Below are 22,740 nucleotides of genomic sequence, written 5' to 3'. Positions count from 1 at the left end.
ACGTTTTTTAAAATGATTATTTAGACAAACCTTCAGAAATCTTGTCAAGGTTGTATTTCATCATGTTGTAGTAGCTGTCACCTTCTTTACCTTCTTCAGCAATTGAGTCAGTAAAGATTTGTGCGTAAATTGGAATATTTGTGTCTTGTGAAACAGTCTTCATTGGACGATCATCGACACTGGATTCAACAAATAGTGATGGAACTTTCATTTGGCGAAGTTTTTCAACCAAAGTCTTGATTTGGTCAGGTGTTCCTTCTTCTTCAGTATTGATTTCCCAGATGTAAGCACTTGGGACACCGTAAGCTTTAGAGAAGTATTTGAAGCATCCTTCGCTGGTTACGATGAGTTTCTTGTCCGCATCAATAGCGTTAAATTTCTCTTTGGCTTCCTTGTCAAGCTTGTCTAGTTTTTCAGTGTATTCTTTGAGATTCTTTTCGTAGAATTCCTTGTTGCTAGGGTCTTTGGCGATGAGTTGCTTAGCAATATTTTGAGCATAGATGATCCCATTTTCAAGATTGAGCCAAGCGTGTGGGTCTTCTTTCCCTTTTTCATTTTCCCCTTCTAGGTAGATGACATCAACGCCTTCACTAACTGCAAAGTAGTCTTTGTTTTCAGTTTTCTTAGCATTCTCAACTAATTTTGTAAACCAGGCATTTCCACCTGTTTCAAGGTTGATACCATTGTAGAAAATTAAGTCGGCTTGCGAAGTTTTCTTGACGTCTTCTGGTAGTGGCTCGTACTCGTGTGGATCTTGTCCTACAGGCACGATACTATGAAGATCAATCTTGTCTCCTGCGATATTTTTAGTAATATCAGCGATGATAGAGTTAGTTGCTACAACCTTTAGTTTTTGGTTTGTAGATGCTGTGTCTTTTTTTCCGCTAGCACAGGCAGCTAATCCAATGATAGCAAGAAAAAGAACAAGCAATGTACCTAATTTTTTCATTATATTCCTCCAGAGGGGCTCCCTCATTATTGTTTGATTTTTTTATTTTTCAGCTTCAGATAACGTTGTTTTGGTGCGATAAAGAAACTGATGAGAAAGAAACTTGCAGATGTCAGCACGATACTTGAACCTGCAGCCAGGTTAAAGCTATAACCGATAAAAAGTCCCAAGACAGAAGCTAGAGCTCCCAAGCCTGATGAAAGAAAAATCATGGTCTTTAGACTATTGGCGTAAAGATAAGCTGTCGCGGCTGGAGTAATCAGCATGGCTACGATAAGGATGGTTCCGACACTTTGCATAGCAGTCACTGACACCAAAGTCAAGAGTATCATGAGTAGATAGTGGTAGAAATTAACTGGCATGCCCATAGCTTTGGCTAGGAGTTCATCAAAGGATGTAATCAAGAGTTGCTTGAAGAAAATCCCGATAATCAATAGAATGAGAGCTCCCATACCGATGGTAATATACATGTCTATGTCTTGCACAGCTAAGATATTCCCAAAGAGAATATGGAAGAGGTCAGTCGAGCTTTTAGCCACACTAATCAAGATAATGCCCAGAGCCAATAAAGATGAAAAGGTAATCCCAATGGCAGTGTCACTCTTGATAATAGAGTTCCCCTTGATGTAGGTGATGATGACAGAGGCAAGCAGTCCAAAGATGATAGCACCAATAAAGAAGTCAATTCCTAAAATAAAAGAAAGAGCTACACCAGGTAAGACAGCGTGCGAGATAGCATCTCCCATAAGGGACATACCACGGAGAATGATAAAGCATCCGACCGCTCCAGCAACAATACCAATCACAACAGCTGTAATCAAGGCATTTTGGAGAAAGTGGAAGTTCTGCAATCCATCTATAAATTCTGCAATCATAGGTCACCTCCATTGAAAAAGAGTCGGTCACCATAAGCTTGTTTGAGATTGGCTTGGGTGAAGGTCTCCTTTGTTGGACCAAAGGCAATTAGCTCCTTGTTGAGAAGGAGTACCTGGTCAAAATAATGGGCAACCTTGCCGAGGTCATGGTGAACGATAAGGACAGTCTTGCCAGCTTTTTTAAGTTCTCTCAGCGTGTTCATGATGATCTCTTCACTGACAGAGTCAATCCCCACAAAGGGCTCGTCTAAGAGAATATAATCAGCATCTTGAACTAGACAACGGGCAATCAAGACACGCTGGAATTGGCCACCAGAGAGTTGACTAATCTGACGATCTGCGTAGTCAGAAAGTCCAACAATTTCTAGTGCTTCAGCCACCTTTTGCCAGTGGTTTGCTTTTAAAGTGTGAAAGAGTGGAATGGATGGATAGAGTCCCAGAGAGACACATTCTTTTACCTTGATAGGGAAGTTGTAGTCGATATGAATTTTTTGCTCGACATAGGCAACTTTCTTAAGAGATTTTTTCATTTCTTTATCTTCGATAAAAGCATGTCCTTCATGTGGGATAATGCCCAGCATACCTTTTAATAATGTTGATTTCCCGGCGCCGTTTGGACCAATAATTCCGGTAATCGTTGGTCCTTGGAGCACTAGTGAAATATCCTTAAGTGCCAACGTTTCTTTGTAGGAGACACTGAGGTTTTCGATACGTATCATACAGTTGTATTCCTCCTGGATTTTAATATACCTTAATTTTATTTTTAAGTCAAGTTAATTTTGGTAAAAATTTAAAATATTAATGATGAAATCGATCAGTAAGAGACGGCATTTTTAATTGCATTCCCCAGGGATTTTTGCTAAGCTAAGAATAAGTGAAAAATGAAAGCGAGAACAAGATGACACGATATCAAGATGATTTTTATGATGCTATAAATGGTGAGTGGGAAAAGACTGCGGTCATTCCAGCTGACAAATCGCGAACAGGTGGTTTTATCGACCTTGATGAAGAAATCGAAGACTTGATGCTAACAACAACTGACAAGTGGTTGGCTGGAGAAGATGTTCCTGAAGATCCCATCCTAGCAAACTTTGTCAAATACCATCGTATGGTCAGAGATTTCGACAAGCGAGAAGCTGATGGCATCAAGCCAGTCCTTCCTATGCTTAAGGAATACCAAGATTTGGAGAGCTTCGCGGACTTTACAAGAAAGCTAGCAGAGTTTGAATTAGCTGGTAAACCAAACTTCCTTCCATTTGGTGTATCACCAGACTTTATGGATGCTAGAACCAATGTTCTTTGGGCTAGTGCTCCAGGAACAATCTTGCCAGATACGACCTACTATGCGGAAGACCATCCACAGCGTGAGGAATTATTGAATCTTTGGAAAGAAAGTACTGCTAATCTCCTCAAAGCCTATAACTTCTCAGATGAAGAAATCGAAGATTTGCTAGAGAAACGATTGGAATTGGACAGTCGCATCGCAGCTGTGGTGCTTTCTAACGAAGAAAGTTCAGAATATGCCAAACTCTATCATCCATATGCTTATGAAGATTTCAAAAAGTTTGCGCCTGCCTTACCTCTAGATGACTTCTTCCAAGCAGTGATTGGTCAAACTCCAGATAAGGTTATCGTAGATGAGGAACGTTTCTGGCAAGCGGCAGAGCAATTCTATAGTGAGGAAGCTTGGCCTTTGCTCAAGGCAAGCTTGATCTTAGGTGTAGTCAATCTTTCAACTAGTTATCTGACAGATGAGATTCGTATCTTGTCAGGTGCTTATGGCCGTGCTCTTTCAGGAGTCCCTGAGGCTCAAGACAAGCGCAAGGCAGCTTACCACTTAGCTCAAGGACCTTTTAAACAAGCGCTCGGTCTTTGGTATGCCCACGAAAAATTCTCTCCAGAAGCTAAGGCGGACGTAGAGAAAAAAGTGGCGACCATGATTGACGTTTATAAGGAACGTTTGGCTAAAAATGACTGGCTGACTCCTGAAACTCGAGAAAAAGCCATCGTCAAACTCAATGTCATCAAGCCTTATATCGGTTATCCAGAAGAACTGCCGGCCCGCTATAAGGACAAGATTGTGGATGAATCTGCTAGCCTCTTTGAGAATGCCCTAGCATTTGCGCGTGTGGAAATCAAGCACAGTTGGAGCAAGTGGAATCAGCCGGTTGACTACAAGGAGTGGGGAATGCCAGCTCACATGGTTAATGCCTACTACAATCCACAAAAGAACTTGATTGTCTTCCCAGCTGCTATCTTACAGGCACCATTCTATGACTTGCATCAGTCATCTTCTGCCAACTATGGTGGTATTGGTGCAGTTATCGCCCATGAAATTTCTCACGCCTTTGATACTAATGGAGCTTCCTTTGATGAAAATGGAAGTCTCAAGGATTGGTGGACTGAGAGCGACTACGCAGCCTTTAAAGAAAAAACACAGAAGGTTATCGACCAGTTTGATGGTCAAGAATCTTACGGTGCAAAAATCAATGGGAAACTAACCGTGTCCGAAAACGTTGCCGACCTTGGAGGAATCGCTGCAGCGCTAGAAGCTGCTAAGAGAGAGCCAGATTTCTCAGCTGAAGAGTTCTTCCATAACTTTGCACGTATCTGGCGTATGAAAGGTCGCCCAGAGTTGATGAAACTCATGGCTAGCGTCGACGTACACGCTCCAGCTAAACTCCGTGTTAACGTCCAAGTGCCAAACTTTGATGACTTCTTTACGACCTATGATGTCAAAGAAGGCGACGGAATGTGGCGTTCACCAGAAGACCGTGTGATTATTTGGTAATCAAAAAGGCGGTGGGACAGAAATCGATAGACAAAGTCTCGATTTCGTAGTCCCAGCCCCGCGAGGATGATTAGGAGATTTTTGGAGTCTAAAAGACGAACAAAAAGTTCAATCAGCTACCGCGTCAAAGTTTGATTACTAATAAAAAGTGAGGTCGGGATCTTTTGTCCCAACCTCTTTTTATGTTTTAGAAAAATGGATTGAAAGTTTTTTCGTGAGCGATGGTCGTAGCCGGACCATGTCCTGGATAGACATCGTAGTTTGGAAGGGTGAAGAGCTGGGTTTGGACACTATGAAGGAGTTGTTCCATACTACCAGTTGGCAAATCTGTCCGACCAATGGTTTCTCGGAAAAGGGCATCTCCCGTTAAGACCAAGTGAGCATCTGGGAAAACCAATGAAACTCCACCGATAGAGTGGCCTGGGGTTGGTAAGACTGTGAAGCGGAATTCTTCAATCTGGTATTCTTCATGAAAGACAAATGTGTGTTCAGCTGGTTTGCAGATGACATCCGCCATATCATCGTGTCGAGGGAGTCCTGAAAGGTTGTCAACAGGAGTATAGAGCCAAGAAGCTTCACTTTCTGCCACATAGACTGGAGGATTTCCATAAGTATCTCTGACCAAGTCAAGACTCATAATATGGTCGTAGTGAGTGTGGGTCAGAAGAATGGCACAGACCGGTTTGTTGATGGTTTCGATAGTCTTGCGAATGGCTTCCCAATGGCTACCAGGGTCAACCATAATCAGGTGTTGCTCCCCTTCAAGATAATAAGTATTTTCATAGGCGACAGGATTCACAGTTTTATGGATTTTCATAGGATTTCCTCTTTCATAGATTTACAGTTTCTAGTATAACACAGAAGAATAAAATAAGGAATCAACAAGAAAGTCCCTCCATAAAAGAAGGGACTTTTAACTTTTTAAAAATGATTTTTCCAGGCTTGGAAGCGTGCATCCAGTAGGAGTTGTGTCAGGTTTTTTAAGATTTCGACTTGCTCGGGATCCAGTGTCTGGGCTTGAGAAACAAGTTGTCGAACATGGTCGATAGCATTTCTAGAAGATAAATCATTGATGGAAGTGATTCCAGATTCTAGGATGGTTCCAAAGAAGAGATCAAAGTAGAGCTCTAGTTCTTCATCAGGCACACTGTCCACCCATTCTTTAAGAGCGTCTTTAATTTGCAGACTTTCGCTACTAATTTCCTCTAGTTGGACAAAGTGCTGTCCTTCAGTTAGCCAGCTAAAGGTATTGTGTTGAGCGATTCCACCGAGAGCCGTAGATTTGACGACGGTAGGAGTATCAGGAACTTCTAGCATCATGCCGATGACAGAACCTTGTGGGACATAACGGTGAAATTTAGGGATAACATCTTGATAACCAGTCGTTTCTGTCAGATGAGCCTGTAAACCAGGAGCATCGTAGGTATAAACTGCTGAGATTTTTTCCTGCAATTCAGGCTGGATTTGACTTGCAGCAAAGACGGCTAGATTCCCACCTTTAGAATGCCCAGCAAGAAGTACTTTTTGTTTTGGATATTGTTTAAAGAAATCTTCCAAGTATTCAAGAGCATGCTTTTGGGCAGGGATTTTCTTCATATAGGTCATATGGAAATCTTCCTTCCAGCCAATAATACTGTCGTCTGTGCCACGAAAGACAATCAGATAAGTATCTAGGTTCAGACGATAGGTCATAGCAGCGAACTGTTTCTGTTGCTCAGTGTCAATCTCGTTAATAAAGTTTGATAGCTTGCAATTTTTAAAACGTTTGTGTTGGGCAAGCTGGTCTAAAAGTTGCAGACGTTCTTTATTGGTCAACATGGTACTTTCTCGCGGAACACGTGTTGCAACATCGCTTAAACGATTGACAGACTGGTCCAATAAGTCATCAAAAGGAAGATAAGTCAGCTCTGTCAAAGCAAGTATATCCAGTTCATTTAAGGGAAGATCATAAAAAGAATCGTATTGAACATCAGTTAGATAGTCAAAAATATTGGCCATGAGAATTCCTTTCTTAACTTTTATCATATCAGATTTGCATCAATTTCGCTAGTAGTCAGAAGAATTTTGCTATAATATAAAAAAAGGAGGAGCAGATGCACAAGATTTTACTAGTAGAAGATGATCCAGTAATCCGTCAGCAAGTTGGGAAAATGCTCTCTGAATGGGGTTTTGAAGTAGTCATGGTAGAAGACTTTATGGAAGTTCTGACGTTATTTGTTCAGTCTGAGCCTCATCTGGTCCTGATGGATATTGGATTGCCTCTCTTTAATGGTTATCATTGGTGTCAGGAAATTCGCAAGATTTCCAAGGTTCCTATTATGTTTCTGTCTTCAAGAGACCAGGCTATGGACATCGTGATGGCTATTAATATGGGAGCAGACGATTTTGTGACCAAGCCTTTTGACCAGCAGGTCCTTTTAGCTAAGGTACAGGGTTTGTTGCGTCGTTCCTATGAGTTTGGAAGGGATGAGAGTCTCCTAGAGTATGCTGGAGTTATTCTCAATACCAAGTCTATGGATGTGCATGTCAATGGCAAAGCTATCAGCCTAACCAAGAATGAATTTCAGATTTTACGAGTTTTATTTGAGCATGCAGGAAATATCGTAGCGCGTGATGATTTGATGCGGGAACTCTGGAACAGTGACTTTTTTATCGACGACAATACATTGTCTGTTAATGTCGCTCGCTTGCGCAAGAAACTGGAGGAAGAAGGTTTGATTGGTTTTATCGAAACCAAGAAAGGGATAGGGTATGGATTGAAACATGCTTGATATTAAAAGTTTTTTTCTAGCTTATATCCGTTCGCGTAGCCGTTTTTTTGCTTTTATTCTATCGCTTACAGGTTTGCTTTTTCTCTTTGAAATCTTGTTTGATAAGCAAGTGCCCTACTTTAACTATTTCTTCTTTTTATCTACATTTTTGACATTTTTGTTTTTGGTATTTGATTTCTTGATAGAATTGCAACGTTATCGTAAGGAATTACTCTATGGCGAAAGAAAAGCTAAGTCACCAATGGAAGTCCTTTTAACTGAAAAATTAGAGAAAAGCGAATCTGAACTCTATCAAAAGAAATCAGATGCTGAAAACCGCTATAATGATTTGGTGGACTACTATACACTCTGGGTTCATCAGATAAAAACACCCATTGCAGCCAGTAAACTCCTAGTGAGTGAGGTGGCAGATCGCCAACTGAAGCAACAGTTGGAGCAGGAAATTTTTAAGATTGATTCCTATACCAATTTCGTACTCCAATATCTACGCTTAGAAAGCTTCCATGATGATTTGGTGTTGAAGAAAGAGAATTTAGAAGATCTGGTCAAGGAAGTCATTCGCAAATATGCCATTTTCTTTATCCAGAAAGATTTAAGTATTAATCTGCATGACTTAGACAGAAGGATTGTGACGGATAAAAAATGGCTGTTGGTAGTCATTGAACAAGTCCTTTCAAATAGCCTCAAGTACACAAATGAAGGCGGGGTTGAAATCTACATGGAAGGTTCAGACCTTTGCATCAAAGATACTGGTATTGGTATCAAAAACAGTGATCGGTTGCGAGTCTTTGAACGTGGATTTTCAGGTTACAATGGTCGTATGACCCAGCAGTCATCTGGACTTGGTCTCTATTTAACCCAGAAAATTAGCCAAGAATTAGGTCATCAAATCCGTATCGAATCTGAACTTGGTCGAGGAACAACCGTGCGAATTAAGTTTGCGGAAGTGAACCTACTTATTGAGTAAAAAGAAATGCTAAGAGCTTGGAAGAAATCTTTCAAGCTCTTCTTTAGATTTCTATATAGTGAGAAAATAGGATAGAACAAAGAAAAAGGTAACTGGAGTTTTTTCCGTTCGCTATCTTTTAAATTGAATGAGTTCTTCAGAGAAAGGTTGTAAAATTTTTGATATAATATCAAGGATGGACTGATGGATATCTAAAGGATTATTTTCAAAAGAATAACAGGTGAGAATTGAAAATATGTAAGATTGGACAGAAGTCTCTCTACCATCGTCTATGCAGAAACAAGATTATATGAAATAAAAGGAGTAACCAATGACCGGAAACTATTCAACACGTGAATACCGTGAAAAATTATATGATGATCTTCATGTTCGAATAAGAGATACAGCAATTTTAATGTGTGCGATTTTTATTGCCTCTATAGGTCTAAATATGAATTCAACAGCTGTCATTATTGGAGCCATGCTGATTTCCCCTCTTATGACACCGATTGTTGGACTGGGATTCGGTTTAGCTATTTTTGATACGCGTTTAATCAAGCAATCTCTAGAGGTTTTATTTACTCAAGTATTGGTCAGTTTGCTTGTCTCGACTCTGTATTTCTGGATTACTCCCTTATCTTATGCAAGTAGCGAGTTGATTGCACGAACTTCTCCAACTATTTGGGATGTTCTCATTGCTATTGCTGGTGGGATAGCAGGTGTCATTGGTTCAAGGAAAAAAGAAGCAAACAATATCGTGCCTGGCGTAGCCATTGCAACAGCTCTGATGCCACCTATCTGTACTGCAGGCTATGGTTTAGCTAATGGAAATGTACGATTTTTTTGGGGGGCTCTCTATCTTTTCTTGATCAACTGTGTCTTTATCATGCTAACCAATATTGTTGGAACTAGAATTTTAATGAGAAAATCTCCTTTAAGTTCATTTAAAGAGCTAAATATTAAAATGAGAATTGGGTTGATATCCTTGATTGTATTATTGGTTCTTCCAGCCAGCTATTCAGCAGTCACTCTGACGATGGATCAAGCGCGAAAAGAAGGGATCAAACAGTTTGTAGGAAAAGAGTTTTCTAATCATACGATCATTAATCAAGTCTACAAGTCAAGTAACAATGAATTAGTCTTGACAGTTGTTGGAGATCCGATTTCAGAAGAAGAATTAGAAACAATCCGCCAAAAACAAGCCTCTTACGGTATTCAAACTGTTCAATTGAAAGTCAATCAAGTCCATAATTCGACAAAATTAGATAGTGAGATGACCAAGGAATTTTATGAAACCATTAACAAGTATATCGATCAAAAACTCTCTGAAAAAGATTCACAAAAAGATCTCGTAAAAGAAAATGAAGCAGACAAGGATTGAGGATATTGAACTTATCTAACTCGAGGAAGTAAATCTTGGGAGGATATCTTATATCCAAAAGTTAGTGGATAGAAAGGATCGTTGATGAGGCTACCATTTGTGGTGGTTTGACCAATCACTACTAGCTCAGCTTAATCAAAATATAAAAAAGCAACAACTGAAATAGTTGTTGCTTTTTAGGTGGCTGAGATTTTGTTCCAGGTTAAATGGTTTATTTTTCAACACGAGATTTATTTGCAATGTCTGCAAGAATCAATTCTACAAATGCATCTACTGGCATGGTTTCTGTTTCTTTTTGACCATAACGGCGAACGTTGACAGTTCCGTCTTCCATTTCCTTGTCACCAACGATCAATTGGTAAGGAATTTTTTGAGTTTGAGAAGCACGGATCTTGAACTGCATTTTTTCATTGCGTTCATCCACATCAGCACGGACACCACGGTCACGGAGCTTCTTAGCTACTTCCCAAGCGTAGTCTACGTGTTTTTCGTTAGAAACTGGGATAAGAGTCACTTGGTGAGGTGCAAGCCAAGTTGGGAAAGCACCTTTGTAGTTTTCAATCAAGATAGCTGTAAAGCGTTCCATGGTTGAGATAACACCACGGTGAATCATAACTGGGCGATGTTCTTCACCATCAGCTCCGATGTATTTAAGGTCGAAGCGTTCTGGAAGCAAGAAGTCAAGCTGGATGGTAGAAAGGGTTTCTTCTTTTCCAAGAGCTGTCTTGACCTGGATGTCCAATTTTGGTCCGTAGAAGGCTGCTTCACCTTCAGCTTCAAAGTAGTCAAGTCCCATGTCATCCATAGCTGATTTCAACATACGTTGAGCATTTTCCCACATTTCATCATTGTCAAAATATTTGTGAGTATCTTGAGGGTCACGATATGATAAACGGAAACGATAGTCAGTCAAGTTGAAATCTTCGTAAACATCGATAATCAATTGAAGCGTACGTTGGAACTCATCTTTGATTTGTTCAGGTGTTACGAAAGTGTGACCGTCATTAAGTGACATTTCACGTACACGTTGGAGACCTGTGAGAGCACCAGATTTTTCATAGCGGTGCATCATACCGATTTCAGCGATACGGATTGGCAATTCACGGTAAGAGTGAACGTGGTGTTTAAAGACTTCGATATGGTGAGGACAGTTCATTGGACGAAGAACGAATTCTTCACCATCACCCATATCCATAGTTGGGAACATATCTTCACGGTAGTGATCCCAGTGACCAGAAGTCTTGTAAAGTTCTACTGAGGCAATTGGTGGAGTGTAGACGTGTTGGTAACCAGCAGAGATTTCTTTGTCCACGATGTAGCGTTCCAATTCACGACGGATAGTCGCTCCATTTGGCAACCAGAATGGAAGACCTTGACCAACCTCTTGAGAAATCATGAAGAGGTCAAGCTCTTTCCCAAGTTTACGGTGGTCACGTTCTTTGGCTTCTTCACGCATTTGAAGGTAGTTCTTCAAATCTTTCTTGTCAAACCAAGCAGTACCGTAGATACGTTGCATCATAGCATTATCGCTATTTCCACGCCAGTAAGCACCTGCTACATTGAGAAGGTGGAAGATTTGGATACGACCAGTTGATGGGACGTGTGGGCCACGGCAAAGGTCTACATATTCACCTTGACGGTAGATGGTCAAGCCACCCTCGTCTTCTGAGTGCTCTTCGATCAATTCCAATTTGTATGGATCGTTTTTGAAGATTTTACGCGCTTCATCTTTAGTCACTTCTTCACGGATAGACGGGAAGTTTTCCTTAACGATTTTCTTCATTTCTTCTTCGATACGAGGAAGATCTTCGTTAGAGATTTGACCCGCTTGGTTGTCTGTATCGTAGTAGAAACCATCTTCGATTGCTGGACCGACACCCAAGTGGATATCTGGGAAAAGGCGACGAGCTGCTTGGGCAAACAAGTGAGCTGCTGAGTGACGCAAGATTGGAAGGGCATCTTCGTGATCAGGTGTCACGATTTCGATGCTTCCGTCTTCTGTGATAGCACGAGTAGTGTCAATCAATTTGCCGTTAAATTTACCAGCAAGAGCCTTTTTAGCTAGGGAATTGCTGATAGATTGGGCAATTTCAAAAGTTGTAACGCCAGATTCGAATTCACGAACAGCGCCATCTGGGAAAGTAATTTTAATCATGGTTTTCTCCTTATATTAGTTATCCATTATTTTTAGAACAGAAGTGTTTTTCGATTTTGCAATCTTAAATCAAGAAAAACAAAAAGCGACCTCCTCGAAAGGACGTCGCAACGTGGTTCCACCTTCATTTATGTTCCTCAAAAAAGAGGGACACCTCTGATTAGCTCTAACGTGGCCACCGTTTTATGTTTGCATAAAAGTCAGTAGAGTAGTATCAGTATAGTCTTCCTATGCGTTCTCAGCAACCACGCACTCTCTAAAAGAAAGATTCTAAGTGACTTGTCTCTATGCATTATTATAGCATGATTGCGAGATTTTTCAAGGATTTTGTGAAAGTTTTTTGTTTTTCAGTTTTTGAACCAGATACTTGATAGTGGTACCAATAACTGTACCTAGTAGAATAAGAATTTCATAGGCTAGGAAATAAACAATGATAAATTCTCTGAAAGGAATGATAGTAAATCCATAGAGCAAGCAACTACCTAAAAGCCAATGTAGTGAAAAACCAAATCGGTAGCTATAAAGAAGCGAAACTATAAAAACTACAACAGGCGAAATGATGAATATATTTAAAAGATAGAGCTCCGTTAGTTTTGGATTCTGTAATAGTAGTATAAATAATCCATAAAGTGGCCAATAAAAGAAAAATATGACCAGATAGTAGGGGAGATATTGCGAGAATTTACGCATGGTAATCACCTCACTTTTCAAGCTGTCACCTTAGATATCCTTCCTATAACTATTATAGCACTTTTGCGGTAAGAATAGTAAATCAGTTGACAAAGAAGTTAGTTATTGGTAGAATAAGAACTGTCGTAAAGACAAATAACTTCTTCTTGGTTACAGGCATGCCAACCTGTCACTCGGATGAAGCCAAATAAAAAGGAGAAACATCATGGCAATCTCAAAAGAGAAAAAAAATGAAATTATTGCACAATATGCACGTCACGAAGGTGATACAGGTTCAGTAGAGGTTCAAGTTGCTGTTCTTACTTGGGAAATCAACCACCTTAACGAACACATCAAACAACACAAAAAAGACCACGCTACATACCGTGGATTGATGAAAAAAATCGGTCGCCGTCGTAACTTGCTTGCATACTTGCGTAAAAACGACGTTAACCGTTACCGTGAGTTAATCAACTCTCTTGGACTTCGTCGCTAATCTTGCGTCTAAAACGTTTCTATACTTCGTTGGCTTCGCCTCGATGTACCATCAGTACAATCTTCGGCTTTCCGCCTAGTCTATAAACGTTTTATCCAGCAAGAATCAAGCTCTCTGACTTCAGAGGGCTTTTTTTATTTTTGTCACCTTACCTCGATATACTCAAGTATAATCTTCGGTTACGGTTCCTAGCACTGTAAGGTAAAATAAACCAGATTTTCTCCCTTCGGGGAGATTTTTTTGTTTCACTAAAAAATTTTGTACAATCTTCGGCTTGCCGCCTAGTCTATAAATGTTTTATCCAGCAAGAATCATGATGCTAAGGGCGCCAAAAATCCGTATGAAAATAGGGAAAGGACACAGTGTTCGATAAACACAAGGAGTTTCATCTTTTTCCCTAGGATTTTAGCCCAAGCTCAAATTAGCTCTCTGACTTCAGAGGCCTTCTTTCTATATTTTTCTAGTCTTGTCCCTGCTTTAGAAATGTGGTATACTAATTTATGAAAATTGTCTAAATTTTTAATCTTTGATAAAGGGAGGGTTTCATGCTTTCCAAATTTTCTGGAAGCCATCAAAACCTACGATATTTTTTTCTCCTTGCTTTTTTGCTAGGAGCATTGGGAATCTCACTGTTTCTAGCTGTTTCTATGGGTTCAGTTCAAATTAGTTTGAGTGATACTTATCGGATAATTTTGAGTAAGATGGGAGCTCCGCTGGAGATAGAAGACTTTTCGAAGTCGACACTTGCGATTGTCTGGAATATGAGATTGCCACGGGTTTTTCTTGCTTTAATAGTTGGTGCAGGCCTATCTATGTGTGGTAGTGTCATGCAGTCAACAGTCAATAATCCAATCGCAGAGCCCTATGTGTTAGGAATTTCTGCTGGGGCAACCTTTGGTGCGACTTTGAGTATCATTCTTGGCTTTAAGGTCATGATTGGTCTTGGTTCATTCCTTGGAGCGCTTGTGGCAACAGTTGCAGTCTTACTCATTGCTTCCATGCAAGGCAGGATGACAACTTCTAGCCTCATTTTATCAGGGACTGTGGTCAATGCACTCTTTTTGGCTTTTTCAAACTTTATTATCTCAATTGGCGCTAATGCAGATAGTGTCATGACCATCAAGTTTTGGACCATGGGTTCTCTAGCAGGGATCTCCTGGGCTCACTTAACCCTGCCAGCAGTAGTCGTGGGAATAGCTTTTTTGTTTTTCTCTACTCAATATCGTGTTTTTAATGCCATGATGATGGGAGATGAGGCAGCCTTGACCTTGGGGATTCCCCTACGTTTTTATTGGTATCTCTATGTGACGATTGTGGCTGTGCTGACAGCTATCTTGGTATCAACCTGTGGGATTATCGGTTTTGTCGGTCTTATTACCCCACATTTGGCGAGAAGTTTGGTGGGTACAAACTACAGAAGGCTTTTTCCGATAGCAACCTTGCTCGGAGCCCTCTTTGTTATCTGGGCAGATGTTCTTGCTCGTGTTTTAATCCAAAATGCTGAGCTGCCGATTGGGATATTCACAGCCCTAGTAGGTGCACCTTTCTTTATCTACATGGTTGCAAGTAGACGAAGGGAGGTGAGAGTCTGATATGGACTTAATGTGTCAGGATATTCATTTTGGAATCGGAGAAAAAAAGATTCTCAAAGGAGTCTCACTCAAACTGGAGGGCAACCAATTTCATACTATTTTAGGACCCAATGGCAGTGGGAAGACTAGCTTGTTGAAACTTCTCTATCGACAGGAAAAGTCTGATCAGGGCTTGATTTCTCTAGATGGGAAACCACTGGAACAAATGAGCCTGAAGGAAACGGCAAAACAGATGGCCGTCATCACGCAGTTTAATCAACTCCAGTTTGATTGTACGGTTGAAGAAATTGTTATGCTGGGTAGAACGCCTCATCTCTCTTTCTTACAAAAGGAAAAAGAAAAAGACTTTGCCTTGGTTGAGGATGCTCTAGTCAAGGTAGATATGCTCGAAAAGAGAAGTCGTCTCTACTCTTCTCTATCAGGAGGAGAGAAACAACGGGTTTTATTGGCACGCGCCTTGGCCCAAGAGCCAACACTCTTGCTCTTAGATGAACCGACCAATCATTTGGATATCAAGTACCAGCTAGACTTGTTAACCATTGTCAAACATCTCCATATCAATGTGTTAGCCGTCTTGCATGATATTCAGCTAGCTTGTCGCTATTCAGACTATCTCTATCTGATGAAAGAAGGGGAGATTGTTTACCAAGGTACTCCAAAAGAGACCATCACACCCGAGTCTTTGCAGGCTGTCTATGGTGTTCAAAGTAAGATTACTTGGACAGAGGATCAGCAAGCCATGATTCACTATTTATAAACATTAAAAAGGAAAAGAAAAACATGAAAAAATCACTCAGTATTTTGCTCCTAACAGTAGCTACCTTATCTTTGGCGGCTTGTAGCAACACATCTAAAGAAACAGCAACTGCACCAGCTACAACAGAAGCTAGTCAAAAAACTACTACAGAAACAAGCTATCCTGTAACCATCAAAACATACGATGCCAAAGGAAACGAAGTCGAGCAAGTCTTTGAAAAGGCTCCTGAAAAGGTCATCACCAACAACCTTTCAACAACTGAAATTCTACTTGAACTTGGTTTGAAAGATAAAATTGCCGGCATGCTCAATCCTGATAATGCCGTAACTGGTAAATACAAGGATGCCATTGAAGCTATCCCTCATATTGGGGATAAGAAATCAGTCTCACAAGAAACGGTTCTTTCTTATGAACCTGATGCCTTGATGGGGCGCAACATGATGTTCTCTGAAAAGTCAATGGGAACCATTAGTGCTTGGAATGAAAACAAAATCCCTGTTTATACGCAAAAAGCTTCACTTTCAACTATCCAACAAGATTTGGGAAATATCGTAGAAGATGTGAAGAATCTAGGTACCATTTTCAATGTTCAAGACAAGGCCAACCAATACGCAGAGCAATTGCAAGCTAAAATCGATGCGGTTAAAAAAGCCAACCCAGAAACACAGGGTGAAAAGAAAAAAGCTTTAATTATGGTTGCCTACAATGACGAAACCTTTGGTGCCTACAAGTCAGCCCTTCAAGAAAGTTTGCTTAACCAACTTGGTTATACCAATGTCGCAACAGGAACATCTGGCTTGACCTTGGAAAATCTAGTATCAATGGATCCGGAGTTGATTATTTATGTAACTAGCGATCGCAATCAAAAGTTGGATGAAAAAGCAGTGGATTTGATGAAGGCAAATACTGTTTTGGAAAATGTCCCAGCAATCAAGAATCAAAAAATCATGACCATCTCTTACGATGAGTTGATGGACTACGGTCCTGCAGTGATTGATTCCCTTGAAAAAATCAATGACTTTATCAAGAAATAAGGAGTTTAACTGGGAAGGGATTCGAGTTAAGGTCAGTCTTCCTTCAAACTATGACTCTAAACAATCCTACCCAGTTGTGCTCTTAAACGATGGAGAACTGGACTACTTATCAGACCTATCTCAATCTGTGATTTTGGTGGGTTTAATTCCAGAAAATCGTTTGAATGACTTCACACCCTGGCAGGCTAGAGCTTTAAAAGAAGGGGCTCCGGATTTTGGTGGGAAGGTAGAAGCCTATCATGAGAAGATCTTTCAAGGAATTTTAAAAATTCTAAAGAAAGACTACTTGATTGATGAAAGTCGAATTGCTTATGGTGGCTATTCACTGGGTGGTCTTGCTGCTGTCTATAGTCTCTATAGTAGTTATCTTCCTACGACCTGTATCTTTTCTATCTGTGCTTCCTTCTGGTATCCAGACTTTATAGACTTTTGTAGGGAACATGACTTGATACAGAACCAAAGCCTGATTTATCTGCAAAATGGTCAGACAGAAGGTGCCAATCATTCCAATCGTCTGTCTAAGGCTCCTATTTATGCCAGAGATATACATGATCTGATTTCAGAGAAAGTCCCTTCGACTTATTGCACATTTGATGCTTATGGGCATCATGAAGCTCTTAAGGAACGTTATCACTATTTTTGTGATTGGCTGAGAGACGAATGGAAGCTCAATTAATCCTATAACACTCCTTGTTCATCGTAACTAGGAGTGTTTCTTATGTATGCTTGGTTGTTAAAATGTTCATGGTATTATTCTTGACGGAAATCCATCCCCTGTAATAGACTAAATTATGGTATAATGAGTAGATAGATAGAATCGAGGAAATTATGTCATTTACACAATTTAAATTTAAAAAATATATAGAAAAAGCCTTGGAAGAGTTGAAGTTTACGGCGCCTACCGAGGTTCAGGAAAAGTTGATTCCTATTGTCCTGGCAGGTCGTGACTTGGTTGGTGAATCAAAAACAGGTTCAGGAAAGACCCATACCTTCTTGTTACCGATTTTCCAACAGTTGGATGAAGAGAGCGATAGTGTGCAAGCAGTTATCACAGCACCAAGTCGTGAATTAGCGACTCAGATTTACCAAGCAGCTCGCCAGATCGCATCACATTCAGATGTTGAGATTCGTGTTGCCAACTATGTTGGTGGTACAGACAAGGCCCGTCAGATTGAGAAATTGGCAAGCAATCAACCACATATCGTTATTGGAACTCCTGGGCGTATTTATGACTTGGTAAAATCTGGTGATTTGGCTATTCATAAGGCTAAGACCTTTGTAGTCGATGAAGCAGATATGACCTTGGATATGGGATTCTTGGAAACAGTTGATAAGATTGCAGGAAGTCTTCCCAAGGACTTGCAGTTCATGGTCTTTTCAGCGACTATCCCACAAAAACTCCAACCATTCTTGAAAAAATACTTGTCAAATCCTGTCATGGAAAAAATCAAGACAAAAACAGTCATCTCTGATACCATTGATAACTGGTTGATTTCTACTAAGGGACGTGACAAGAATGCCCAGATTTATGAATTGACTCAAGTCATGCAGCCTTATCTAGCCATGATTTTTGTCAATACCAAGACTCGGGCGGATGAATTACATGCATACCTAACAGCTCAAGGCTTGAAGGTAGCGAAGATTCATGGAGATATTGCTCCTCGTGAGCGCAAACGGATCATGAATCAGGTGAAAAATCTTGATTTTGAGTACATCGTTGCGACTGACTTGGCTGCACGTGGGATTGACATTGAAGGTGTCAGCCACGTTATCAATGATGCTATTCCACAGGACTTGTCCTTCTTTGTCCACCGTGTTGGACGAACTGGACGTAATGGTCTACCAGGTACAGCCATTACCCTTTACCAGCCTAGTGATGACTCTGATATTCGTGAGTTGGAGAAATTAGGAATTAAGTTTGTACCTAAGGTGGTTAAAGACGGAGAATTCCAAGATACCTATGACCGTGATCGTCGTGCCAATCGTGAGAAAAAACAAGAAAAACTGGATATCGAAATGATTGGCTTGGTCAAAAAGAAAAAGAAAAAAGTTAAACCAGGCTATAAGAAGAAAATTCAGTGGGCAGTCGATGAAAAACGCCGTAAAACCAAGCGTGCTGAAAGTCGTGCCCGTGGACGTGCAGAACGTAAAGCCAAGCGTCAAACATTTTAGAATTGAGACAGTAGAACCAAGTGGTTTTACTGTTTTTTTGACTCTTAAAGCCTAAGATAGTATAAGTAAGAATCGCTAATTAATTTGAATAGCAAAAAAATGTCATAGAGACTGATGCTATAGGATTTTTAATCAAAATTTTGATTCCAGAAAATATTTGAAAACATTCTTAATTTATGTTATTCTAAAAAAAAACAGATTTTTAAAAAATATTAAATCTGTTAAAGAAAAGAGGTCATTATGGCAAAAGGAATGTTTAAGCAAGAACGTTTTTCGTTTCGTAAAATGAAAGTTGGATTGGCATCTGTGGCTATCCTCTTTGCTTTTGCACAACTTGGACAAGTTTCTGCTGATGAAACTAGTAAAGTTTCGTCAAGTGAAATTACTAAGGTAACTGAGGCACCAAAAGTAGTTGAAGAAGTCAAATCGCCTATTGAGGAGGCTAAAGCAGAAATTGCAACTGAAAAATCAAGACCTATTGTCAAAGAAACTGAAGCAAAAGCTGGGGATTTGATTGATGTCTCAAAGAAAGAATCTGCTGTCGAAGTAAAAGAAAGTCAAGAAGGCAATCAGAAAGTCCATATTGAAACCTCTGTAGCTGAGGTAACCAAAACTGAAATTGCTCCAGAAAAAGTGGAAAAACTTCCAGATCCTGTAACTACGACAAAAGAGAATACTGTAGCAGCTAAGGATAAAGATGGAAATTCTTATACTCAGTATGAACGAGTAGACAAGACAACAACTGTGGAAATAACTAAAACACCACCAACTGTTAAAAAAGCAGGAGAAGCAGATATTGTTTTTGTTGTTGACCGTTCAGGATCTATGTCTTCAACGATTAATACTGTTCGTAAAAATGTCAATGAGTTTGCAAGAAATCTTGCCAAAGATGGAGTAGCGGCACGTTTTGGATTAGCTACATATAGTGATGAAGTATACGGACGTCGATTAGGAAAAACTGACGAAGATACAATTCTAACGAAATTTGGTGAGAATTATTTTACAACAGATCCAGTTGAACTTGAAAAAGCTTTAGAAAAAATTAAGATTGCACATGGGGGAGATTCTCCTGAAACAGCAACTCCTGCTCTTACAAAGATTGTTTCTACTTACGACTGGTCTAAGTCACCAAAAAATAAAAAGTTTGTGGTGTTGTTAACAGATGCTAGGATGAAAGAAGATCCGTCAATTCCATCTATCGCTGAGACATTAACAACTCTGAAAAAAGCTGGTATTGATAGAATCGTAGCGACAACCTTGTATAATCAACGAAACTATAAAGATTTTGTGTCTGAGGGACGTTTAATGGATATTGATCGTAACTTGGCTGACTCTTTAACTAAGGATGCAGCTTCATGGATTGTGGAAACAGTCAGTGAGGGACGTCAGTACAAGGTAACAAAAGACAGCTACCAATTCTACTTGGAACGTCGTACAACTGTGCCAGTTTTGGAGCAGAAAGTAACTCCTAAACCAGAACCTACTGCTTACAAACCAGCACCAGCTAAACTTCCTGAAACAGGAAGCAATGATTCTAGTAACCAAACTCTTTTGGGTCTAGGTATTATGCTCGCAGGTTTTGGATTGGCTACAAGCACTAGAAAATCTAAAGAACAATAAGATACTTTAATACACACAAAACACCTGAAGTAGAGCTATATAGGCTATTATCAGGTGTTTTTTTGTGCTAATTTTGTCTTTAAAATAGTTAAGTAGATTATTTGATAAAGGCATTTTTTTAGATGATTGGTTTGCCATCAATGTAACAGATGGAATATTTCATTCGGCTAAAACGAAAGAGCAAACGCACCATTTTTGGTGCGTTTTTATTTTTTGTGCTATAATAGAAATAAATAAAAGGAGGAGTTACATGATTGGAGAAAATATAAAAACGTTACGTAAAACACATAAATTAACCCAGCCTGAGTTTGCAAAGATTGTTGGTATCTCTAGAAATAGTCTGAGTCGTTATGAAAATGGGACAAGTCGAGTTTCGACAGAATTAATAGATTGTATCTGCAAAAAATTTAATGTTTCCTATATCGATATTATAGGAGAGGAAAAAATGCTCACACCAGTAGAAGATTATCAGTTAACTCTGAAAATTGAAGTGATTAAAGAACGAGGGGCGAATATCTTAGCGCAACTTTATCGTTTACAAGATAAATTAGAAATTGCATTTGATGATGCTAATAATCCTTGGGTTCTAATGAGTGATGATTTGTCTGATTTGATTAACACGAAAATTTATCTTGTTGCAACTTTTGAGGATGTGGAGCGATATAATGGCTATTTGGATGGCATTGAACGTATGCTAGAACAAGCTCGTCATCTGGTGGTGGCTTAATGAAACTAGAAGAATTTAGTCAAGATGATTTTGAACGAGCATCCAAACGACTCCTTCGTTCTTTAACTCGTGGTAAAACAACTTCGTCTCAGCCCAAGGCTATCTTGCTCGGTGGACAGAGTGGTGCTGGTAAGACAACGATTCATCGTGTGAAACAAAGGGAATTTCAAGGCAATATCATTATCATTGATGGAGATAGTTATCGCTCTTTTCATCCGAACTACCTTGGCCTACAGGAAAAGTATGGCAAAGATAGTGTGGATTATACCAAAGTATTTGCGGGCCAAATGGTTGAATATCTCGTAGATGAATTGAGTAAACAAGGTTATCATTTGTTAATCGAGGGCACCTTGAGAACAACACAAGTTCCTAGAAAAACGGCACAATTATTGATAACCAGAGGATATCAAGTCTCACTTGCACTGATTGCGACCAAGCCAGAATTGTCCTATCTCAGTACTTTGATACGTTATGAGGAGCTCTACGCCATAGATCCTAGTCAAGCTAGAGCGACTCCCAAAGCACACCATGATGGAATTGTAGAACATTTAGTTGATAACTTACGAGAGTTAGAAAATGACAATATTTTTAATCAAATTCAAATTTATCAAAGAGACCAATCGTGTGTTTATGATTCGGAAGTAGATCAAATCTCAGCAGCAGAAGTTCTACACGAATGCCTCTTCGGAAAATGGAGTAAGGTGGAGGAAGAGATGTTGAAGTTTGGACAGGAACGGTTGAGAGAACTGGGGAAAATTGATAAGTGACGAATTAAAAGGTATATAAAAACAGGCCTAAGCCTGCTCTGTTTTTTGACCTGTTTTCTACCAAAGTTCATTTTATAAAAAAGTAGAGAAAACATAAAGGGTAACTAAAAGGTTAATTAAAGTGATGTGTTTAATAAACAAGTAAATAGCATCTGTTATAGGTTCTTTTTATTTTAATAATACTGTACTTCAATTCCATCCATAATATTTATTAAAGAATTATCGCCAATTTTTAAAGAAATCAGTTCATTTAATGATGATACCTGGTATTCTTTATCTCCAATAACCACTACAATATCATGAACAGAATTTGGTAAGATAGCACAATCTTGACCTTTGTAAACAAAAGAGGCGTCCCAACCATTGTCATATAACGCTTGTAAATCATCTAATATTGCCATATAAATCTAAATCCTTTTCCGTAGTGTTTTCTTTCAAGCAAGGCAAGCAAAAGCGCCTAGTTCAAACTAAGCACTGATAATTTTGATTTCCTTGATAATGTTCTCAGGGTATGAGTGGTCACCTATAACGATTTCGTCAGCACCATCTAAATCATAGCCGTCATACCAATCTATAACCTTGCCAGTGATGGAGGTACCATCTTCTAAAACAAGGCGCACTTTTTTGTCTACATATTCCCATAGTCTCAATGTGTTCCTCCCGCCCTTGATTCAAGCGCTTTGTTTTATAGTTACTGTTCTCCTTAATTATACCATAACTTGCATTTACTTTACTCCACAATATTCTTGTACTTAAATGTTTTTTAGGTTATAATTAATTTAACAAATAGAGGTTTTCCATCTCCCCTTGAAACAGATTATTCTGCGGTAGGAGGTGGGACACCTCTATTTGTTTTTTAAGTCAAAATGAGTTATAATTGAATTAAGAAAGGAACTGGTTTGGCACCCAATGACCTATTTTAGGTCGGCGCCTAAGTCAGTTCCTTTTACTGTTTTGACTACCCAAAAGGGTATACCCTTAATTCTTGCATCGATTAATTATTTAGACTATAATTAAGTTAAGGTAAAGGTGGTCTAA

General features: G+C 39.5%; 22 protein-coding genes and 1 pseudogene. 13 read left to right on the top strand and 10 right to left on the bottom strand.

Features of this window, described 5'->3' with window-relative positions; translation table 11 throughout:
* Positions 1-16: 16 nt before the first annotated feature.
* The 3 genes from QM810_RS03615 to QM810_RS03605 are packed head-to-tail and all read right to left on the bottom strand — an operon-like array spanning position 17 to position 2,543.
* Positions 17-949, bottom strand: a complete 933-nt coding sequence (locus QM810_RS03615; protein ID WP_075567913.1) for a metal ABC transporter substrate-binding protein — start codon at positions 947-949, stop codon at positions 17-19.
* A 26-nt stretch (positions 950-975) separates the two neighbouring features.
* On the bottom strand, positions 976-1,824 hold the full coding sequence (locus tag QM810_RS03610; protein ID WP_004251242.1) for a metal ABC transporter permease: 849 nt from the start codon (positions 1,822-1,824) through the stop codon (positions 976-978).
* Positions 1,821-2,543 (bottom strand): metal ABC transporter ATP-binding protein, encoded by a 723-nt coding sequence (locus QM810_RS03605; RefSeq protein ID WP_006152594.1) that lies wholly within the window; start codon positions 2,541-2,543, stop codon positions 1,821-1,823. Before QM810_RS03605 ends, QM810_RS03610 begins: the two co-directional genes overlap by 4 nt.
* Positions 2,544-2,722: 179 nt before the next feature.
* Between QM810_RS03605 and QM810_RS03600 the strand changes: the two genes are divergently transcribed.
* On the top strand, positions 2,723-4,615 hold the full coding sequence (locus QM810_RS03600) for a M13 family metallopeptidase (protein ID WP_414253887.1): 1,893 nt from the start codon (positions 2,723-2,725) through the stop codon (positions 4,613-4,615).
* 187 nt (positions 4,616-4,802) lie between these two features.
* Here QM810_RS03600 and QM810_RS03595 read toward each other — a convergent pair whose 3' ends face one another.
* Both QM810_RS03595 and QM810_RS03590 read right to left on the bottom strand, forming a co-directional pair.
* Positions 4,803-5,432: an MBL fold metallo-hydrolase gene (locus tag QM810_RS03595; RefSeq protein ID WP_414253886.1), complete on the bottom strand. Its 630-nt coding sequence runs from the start codon at positions 5,430-5,432 to the stop codon at positions 4,803-4,805.
* A gap of 104 nt (positions 5,433-5,536) precedes the next feature.
* A complete protein-coding gene (locus QM810_RS03590; RefSeq protein ID WP_414253981.1) occupies positions 5,537-6,613 on the bottom strand; it encodes a DUF2974 domain-containing protein in 1,077 nt (358 codons plus the stop codon).
* Between the two features lie 95 nt (positions 6,614-6,708).
* Here QM810_RS03590 and QM810_RS03585 point away from each other — a divergent pair, with 95 nt between their 5' ends.
* The 3 genes from QM810_RS03585 to QM810_RS03575 all read left to right on the top strand — a co-directional run bounded on the left by QM810_RS03585 (position 6,709) and on the right by QM810_RS03575 (position 9,713).
* Positions 6,709-7,386 (top strand): response regulator transcription factor, encoded by a 678-nt coding sequence (locus tag QM810_RS03585; RefSeq protein ID WP_000548968.1) that lies wholly within the window; start codon positions 6,709-6,711, stop codon positions 7,384-7,386.
* A complete protein-coding gene (locus QM810_RS03580; RefSeq protein ID WP_414253885.1) occupies positions 7,379-8,353 on the top strand; it encodes a sensor histidine kinase in 975 nt (324 codons plus the stop codon). Before QM810_RS03585 ends, QM810_RS03580 begins: the two co-directional genes overlap by 8 nt.
* Before the next feature lie 310 nt (positions 8,354-8,663).
* The gene (locus tag QM810_RS03575; RefSeq protein ID WP_414253884.1) at positions 8,664-9,713 is read left to right on the top strand and encodes a DUF389 domain-containing protein; all 1,050 of its coding nucleotides are present in this window, start codon (positions 8,664-8,666) and stop codon (positions 9,711-9,713) included.
* A 211-nt stretch (positions 9,714-9,924) separates the two neighbouring features.
* Here QM810_RS03575 and thrS read toward each other — a convergent pair whose 3' ends face one another.
* From thrS to QM810_RS03560, 3 genes and pseudogenes are all read right to left on the bottom strand, one after another.
* Entirely contained in the window at positions 9,925-11,868 is a 1,944-nt protein-coding gene (gene thrS / locus QM810_RS03570) for a threonine--tRNA ligase (RefSeq protein WP_414253883.1), read from the bottom strand.
* Positions 11,869-11,937: 69 nt separating this feature from the next.
* Positions 11,938-12,065, bottom strand: a pseudogene (locus tag QM810_RS03565) (AAA family ATPase); the annotation flags it as partial.
* Positions 12,066-12,186: 121 nt separating this feature from the next.
* Positions 12,187-12,558, bottom strand: coding sequence for a hypothetical protein (locus QM810_RS03560; RefSeq protein ID WP_414253882.1), 372 nt, complete (start codon positions 12,556-12,558; stop codon positions 12,187-12,189).
* Positions 12,559-12,763: 205 nt separating this feature from the next.
* Here QM810_RS03560 and rpsO point away from each other — a divergent pair, with 205 nt between their 5' ends.
* The 9 genes from rpsO to pezT all read left to right on the top strand — a co-directional run bounded on the left by rpsO (position 12,764) and on the right by pezT (position 21,702).
* On the top strand, positions 12,764-13,033 hold the full coding sequence (gene rpsO, locus QM810_RS03555; RefSeq protein ID WP_001018251.1) for a 30S ribosomal protein S15: 270 nt from the start codon (positions 12,764-12,766) through the stop codon (positions 13,031-13,033).
* A gap of 545 nt (positions 13,034-13,578) precedes the next feature.
* Positions 13,579-14,625, top strand: a complete 1,047-nt coding sequence (locus QM810_RS03550) for a FecCD family ABC transporter permease (RefSeq protein WP_414253881.1) — start codon at positions 13,579-13,581, stop codon at positions 14,623-14,625.
* A gap of 1 nt (position 14,626) precedes the next feature.
* Positions 14,627-15,382, top strand: a complete 756-nt coding sequence (locus QM810_RS03545) for an ABC transporter ATP-binding protein (RefSeq protein ID WP_414253880.1) — start codon at positions 14,627-14,629, stop codon at positions 15,380-15,382.
* 23 nt (positions 15,383-15,405) lie between these two features.
* Positions 15,406-16,416 (top strand): ABC transporter substrate-binding protein, encoded by a 1,011-nt coding sequence (locus QM810_RS03540; protein WP_414253879.1) that lies wholly within the window; start codon positions 15,406-15,408, stop codon positions 16,414-16,416.
* Positions 16,397-17,092, top strand: coding sequence for an alpha/beta hydrolase-fold protein (locus QM810_RS03535; protein ID WP_414253878.1), 696 nt, complete (start codon positions 16,397-16,399; stop codon positions 17,090-17,092). The genes QM810_RS03540 and QM810_RS03535 overlap by 20 nt, the downstream gene beginning before the upstream one ends.
* Before the next feature lie 152 nt (positions 17,093-17,244).
* Entirely contained in the window at positions 17,245-18,588 is a 1,344-nt protein-coding gene (locus QM810_RS03530; RefSeq protein ID WP_414253877.1) for a DEAD/DEAH box helicase, read from the top strand.
* 240 nt (positions 18,589-18,828) lie between these two features.
* Complete coding sequence (locus QM810_RS03525) at positions 18,829-20,208, top strand: VWA domain-containing protein (RefSeq protein ID WP_414253876.1); 1,380 nt, start codon at positions 18,829-18,831, stop codon at positions 20,206-20,208.
* A 250-nt stretch (positions 20,209-20,458) separates the two neighbouring features.
* The gene (gene pezA / locus QM810_RS03520) at positions 20,459-20,935 is read left to right on the top strand and encodes a type II toxin-antitoxin system antitoxin PezA (RefSeq protein ID WP_414253875.1); all 477 of its coding nucleotides are present in this window, start codon (positions 20,459-20,461) and stop codon (positions 20,933-20,935) included.
* Complete coding sequence (gene pezT, locus QM810_RS03515; RefSeq protein ID WP_414253874.1) at positions 20,935-21,702, top strand: type II toxin-antitoxin system toxin PezT; 768 nt, start codon at positions 20,935-20,937, stop codon at positions 21,700-21,702. The genes pezA and pezT overlap by 1 nt, the downstream gene beginning before the upstream one ends.
* 173 nt (positions 21,703-21,875) lie before the next feature.
* On the opposite strand, the gene QM810_RS03510 is transcribed toward pezT, so the two are convergent.
* Both QM810_RS03510 and QM810_RS03505 read right to left on the bottom strand, forming a co-directional pair.
* Complete coding sequence (locus QM810_RS03510) at positions 21,876-22,103, bottom strand: 16S rRNA processing protein RimM (protein ID WP_414253873.1); 228 nt, start codon at positions 22,101-22,103, stop codon at positions 21,876-21,878.
* Positions 22,104-22,169: 66 nt separating this feature from the next.
* The gene (locus QM810_RS03505) at positions 22,170-22,352 is read right to left on the bottom strand and encodes a 4-hydroxy-3-methylbut-2-enyl diphosphate reductase (RefSeq protein WP_214261639.1); all 183 of its coding nucleotides are present in this window, start codon (positions 22,350-22,352) and stop codon (positions 22,170-22,172) included.
* Between the last annotated feature and the right edge of the window lie 388 nt (positions 22,353-22,740).

This window comes from Streptococcus infantis (assembly GCF_047464155.1).
GTDB classification, from domain to species: domain Bacteria; phylum Bacillota; class Bacilli; order Lactobacillales; family Streptococcaceae; genus Streptococcus; species Streptococcus infantis_U.
This window is presented reverse-complemented; position numbering and strand designations above follow the sequence as displayed.

What these genes read in the sequence shown, in the direction of transcription:
- QM810_RS03510 (WP_414253873.1), bottom strand. Translation starts at nt 22,103, where the DNA reads ATGGCAATATTAGATGATTTACAAGCGTTATATGACAATGGTTGGGAC.
- QM810_RS03530 (WP_414253877.1), top strand. Translation starts at nt 17,245, where the DNA reads ATGTCATTTACACAATTTAAATTTAAAAAATATATAGAAAAAGCCTTG.
- QM810_RS03545 (WP_414253880.1), top strand. Translation starts at nt 14,627, where the DNA reads ATGGACTTAATGTGTCAGGATATTCATTTTGGAATCGGAGAAAAAAAG.
- QM810_RS03585 (WP_000548968.1), top strand. Translation starts at nt 6,709, where the DNA reads ATGCACAAGATTTTACTAGTAGAAGATGATCCAGTAATCCGTCAGCAA.
- QM810_RS03590 (WP_414253981.1), bottom strand. Translation starts at nt 6,613, where the DNA reads ATGGCCAATATTTTTGACTATCTAACTGATGTTCAATACGATTCTTTT.
- QM810_RS03535 (WP_414253878.1), top strand. Translation starts at nt 16,397, where the DNA reads ATGACTTTATCAAGAAATAAGGAGTTTAACTGGGAAGGGATTCGAGTT.
- QM810_RS03595 (WP_414253886.1), bottom strand. Translation starts at nt 5,432, where the DNA reads ATGAAAATCCATAAAACTGTGAATCCTGTCGCCTATGAAAATACTTAT.
- QM810_RS03525 (WP_414253876.1), top strand. Translation starts at nt 18,829, where the DNA reads ATGGCAAAAGGAATGTTTAAGCAAGAACGTTTTTCGTTTCGTAAAATG.
- QM810_RS03600 (WP_414253887.1), top strand. Translation starts at nt 2,723, where the DNA reads ATGACACGATATCAAGATGATTTTTATGATGCTATAAATGGTGAGTGG.
- QM810_RS03560 (WP_414253882.1), bottom strand. Translation starts at nt 12,558, where the DNA reads ATGCGTAAATTCTCGCAATATCTCCCCTACTATCTGGTCATATTTTTC.
- QM810_RS03540 (WP_414253879.1), top strand. Translation starts at nt 15,406, where the DNA reads ATGAAAAAATCACTCAGTATTTTGCTCCTAACAGTAGCTACCTTATCT.
- QM810_RS03615 (WP_075567913.1), bottom strand. Translation starts at nt 949, where the DNA reads ATGAAAAAATTAGGTACATTGCTTGTTCTTTTTCTTGCTATCATTGGA.
- QM810_RS03575 (WP_414253884.1), top strand. Translation starts at nt 8,664, where the DNA reads ATGACCGGAAACTATTCAACACGTGAATACCGTGAAAAATTATATGAT.
- QM810_RS03605 (WP_006152594.1), bottom strand. Translation starts at nt 2,543, where the DNA reads ATGATACGTATCGAAAACCTCAGTGTCTCCTACAAAGAAACGTTGGCA.
- pezT (WP_414253874.1), top strand. Translation starts at nt 20,935, where the DNA reads ATGAAACTAGAAGAATTTAGTCAAGATGATTTTGAACGAGCATCCAAA.
- thrS (WP_414253883.1), bottom strand. Translation starts at nt 11,868, where the DNA reads ATGATTAAAATTACTTTCCCAGATGGCGCTGTTCGTGAATTCGAATCT.
- pezA (WP_414253875.1), top strand. Translation starts at nt 20,459, where the DNA reads ATGATTGGAGAAAATATAAAAACGTTACGTAAAACACATAAATTAACC.
- QM810_RS03580 (WP_414253885.1), top strand. Translation starts at nt 7,379, where the DNA reads ATGCTTGATATTAAAAGTTTTTTTCTAGCTTATATCCGTTCGCGTAGC.
- rpsO (WP_001018251.1), top strand. Translation starts at nt 12,764, where the DNA reads ATGGCAATCTCAAAAGAGAAAAAAAATGAAATTATTGCACAATATGCA.
- QM810_RS03550 (WP_414253881.1), top strand. Translation starts at nt 13,579, where the DNA reads ATGCTTTCCAAATTTTCTGGAAGCCATCAAAACCTACGATATTTTTTT.
- QM810_RS03610 (WP_004251242.1), bottom strand. Translation starts at nt 1,824, where the DNA reads ATGATTGCAGAATTTATAGATGGATTGCAGAACTTCCACTTTCTCCAA.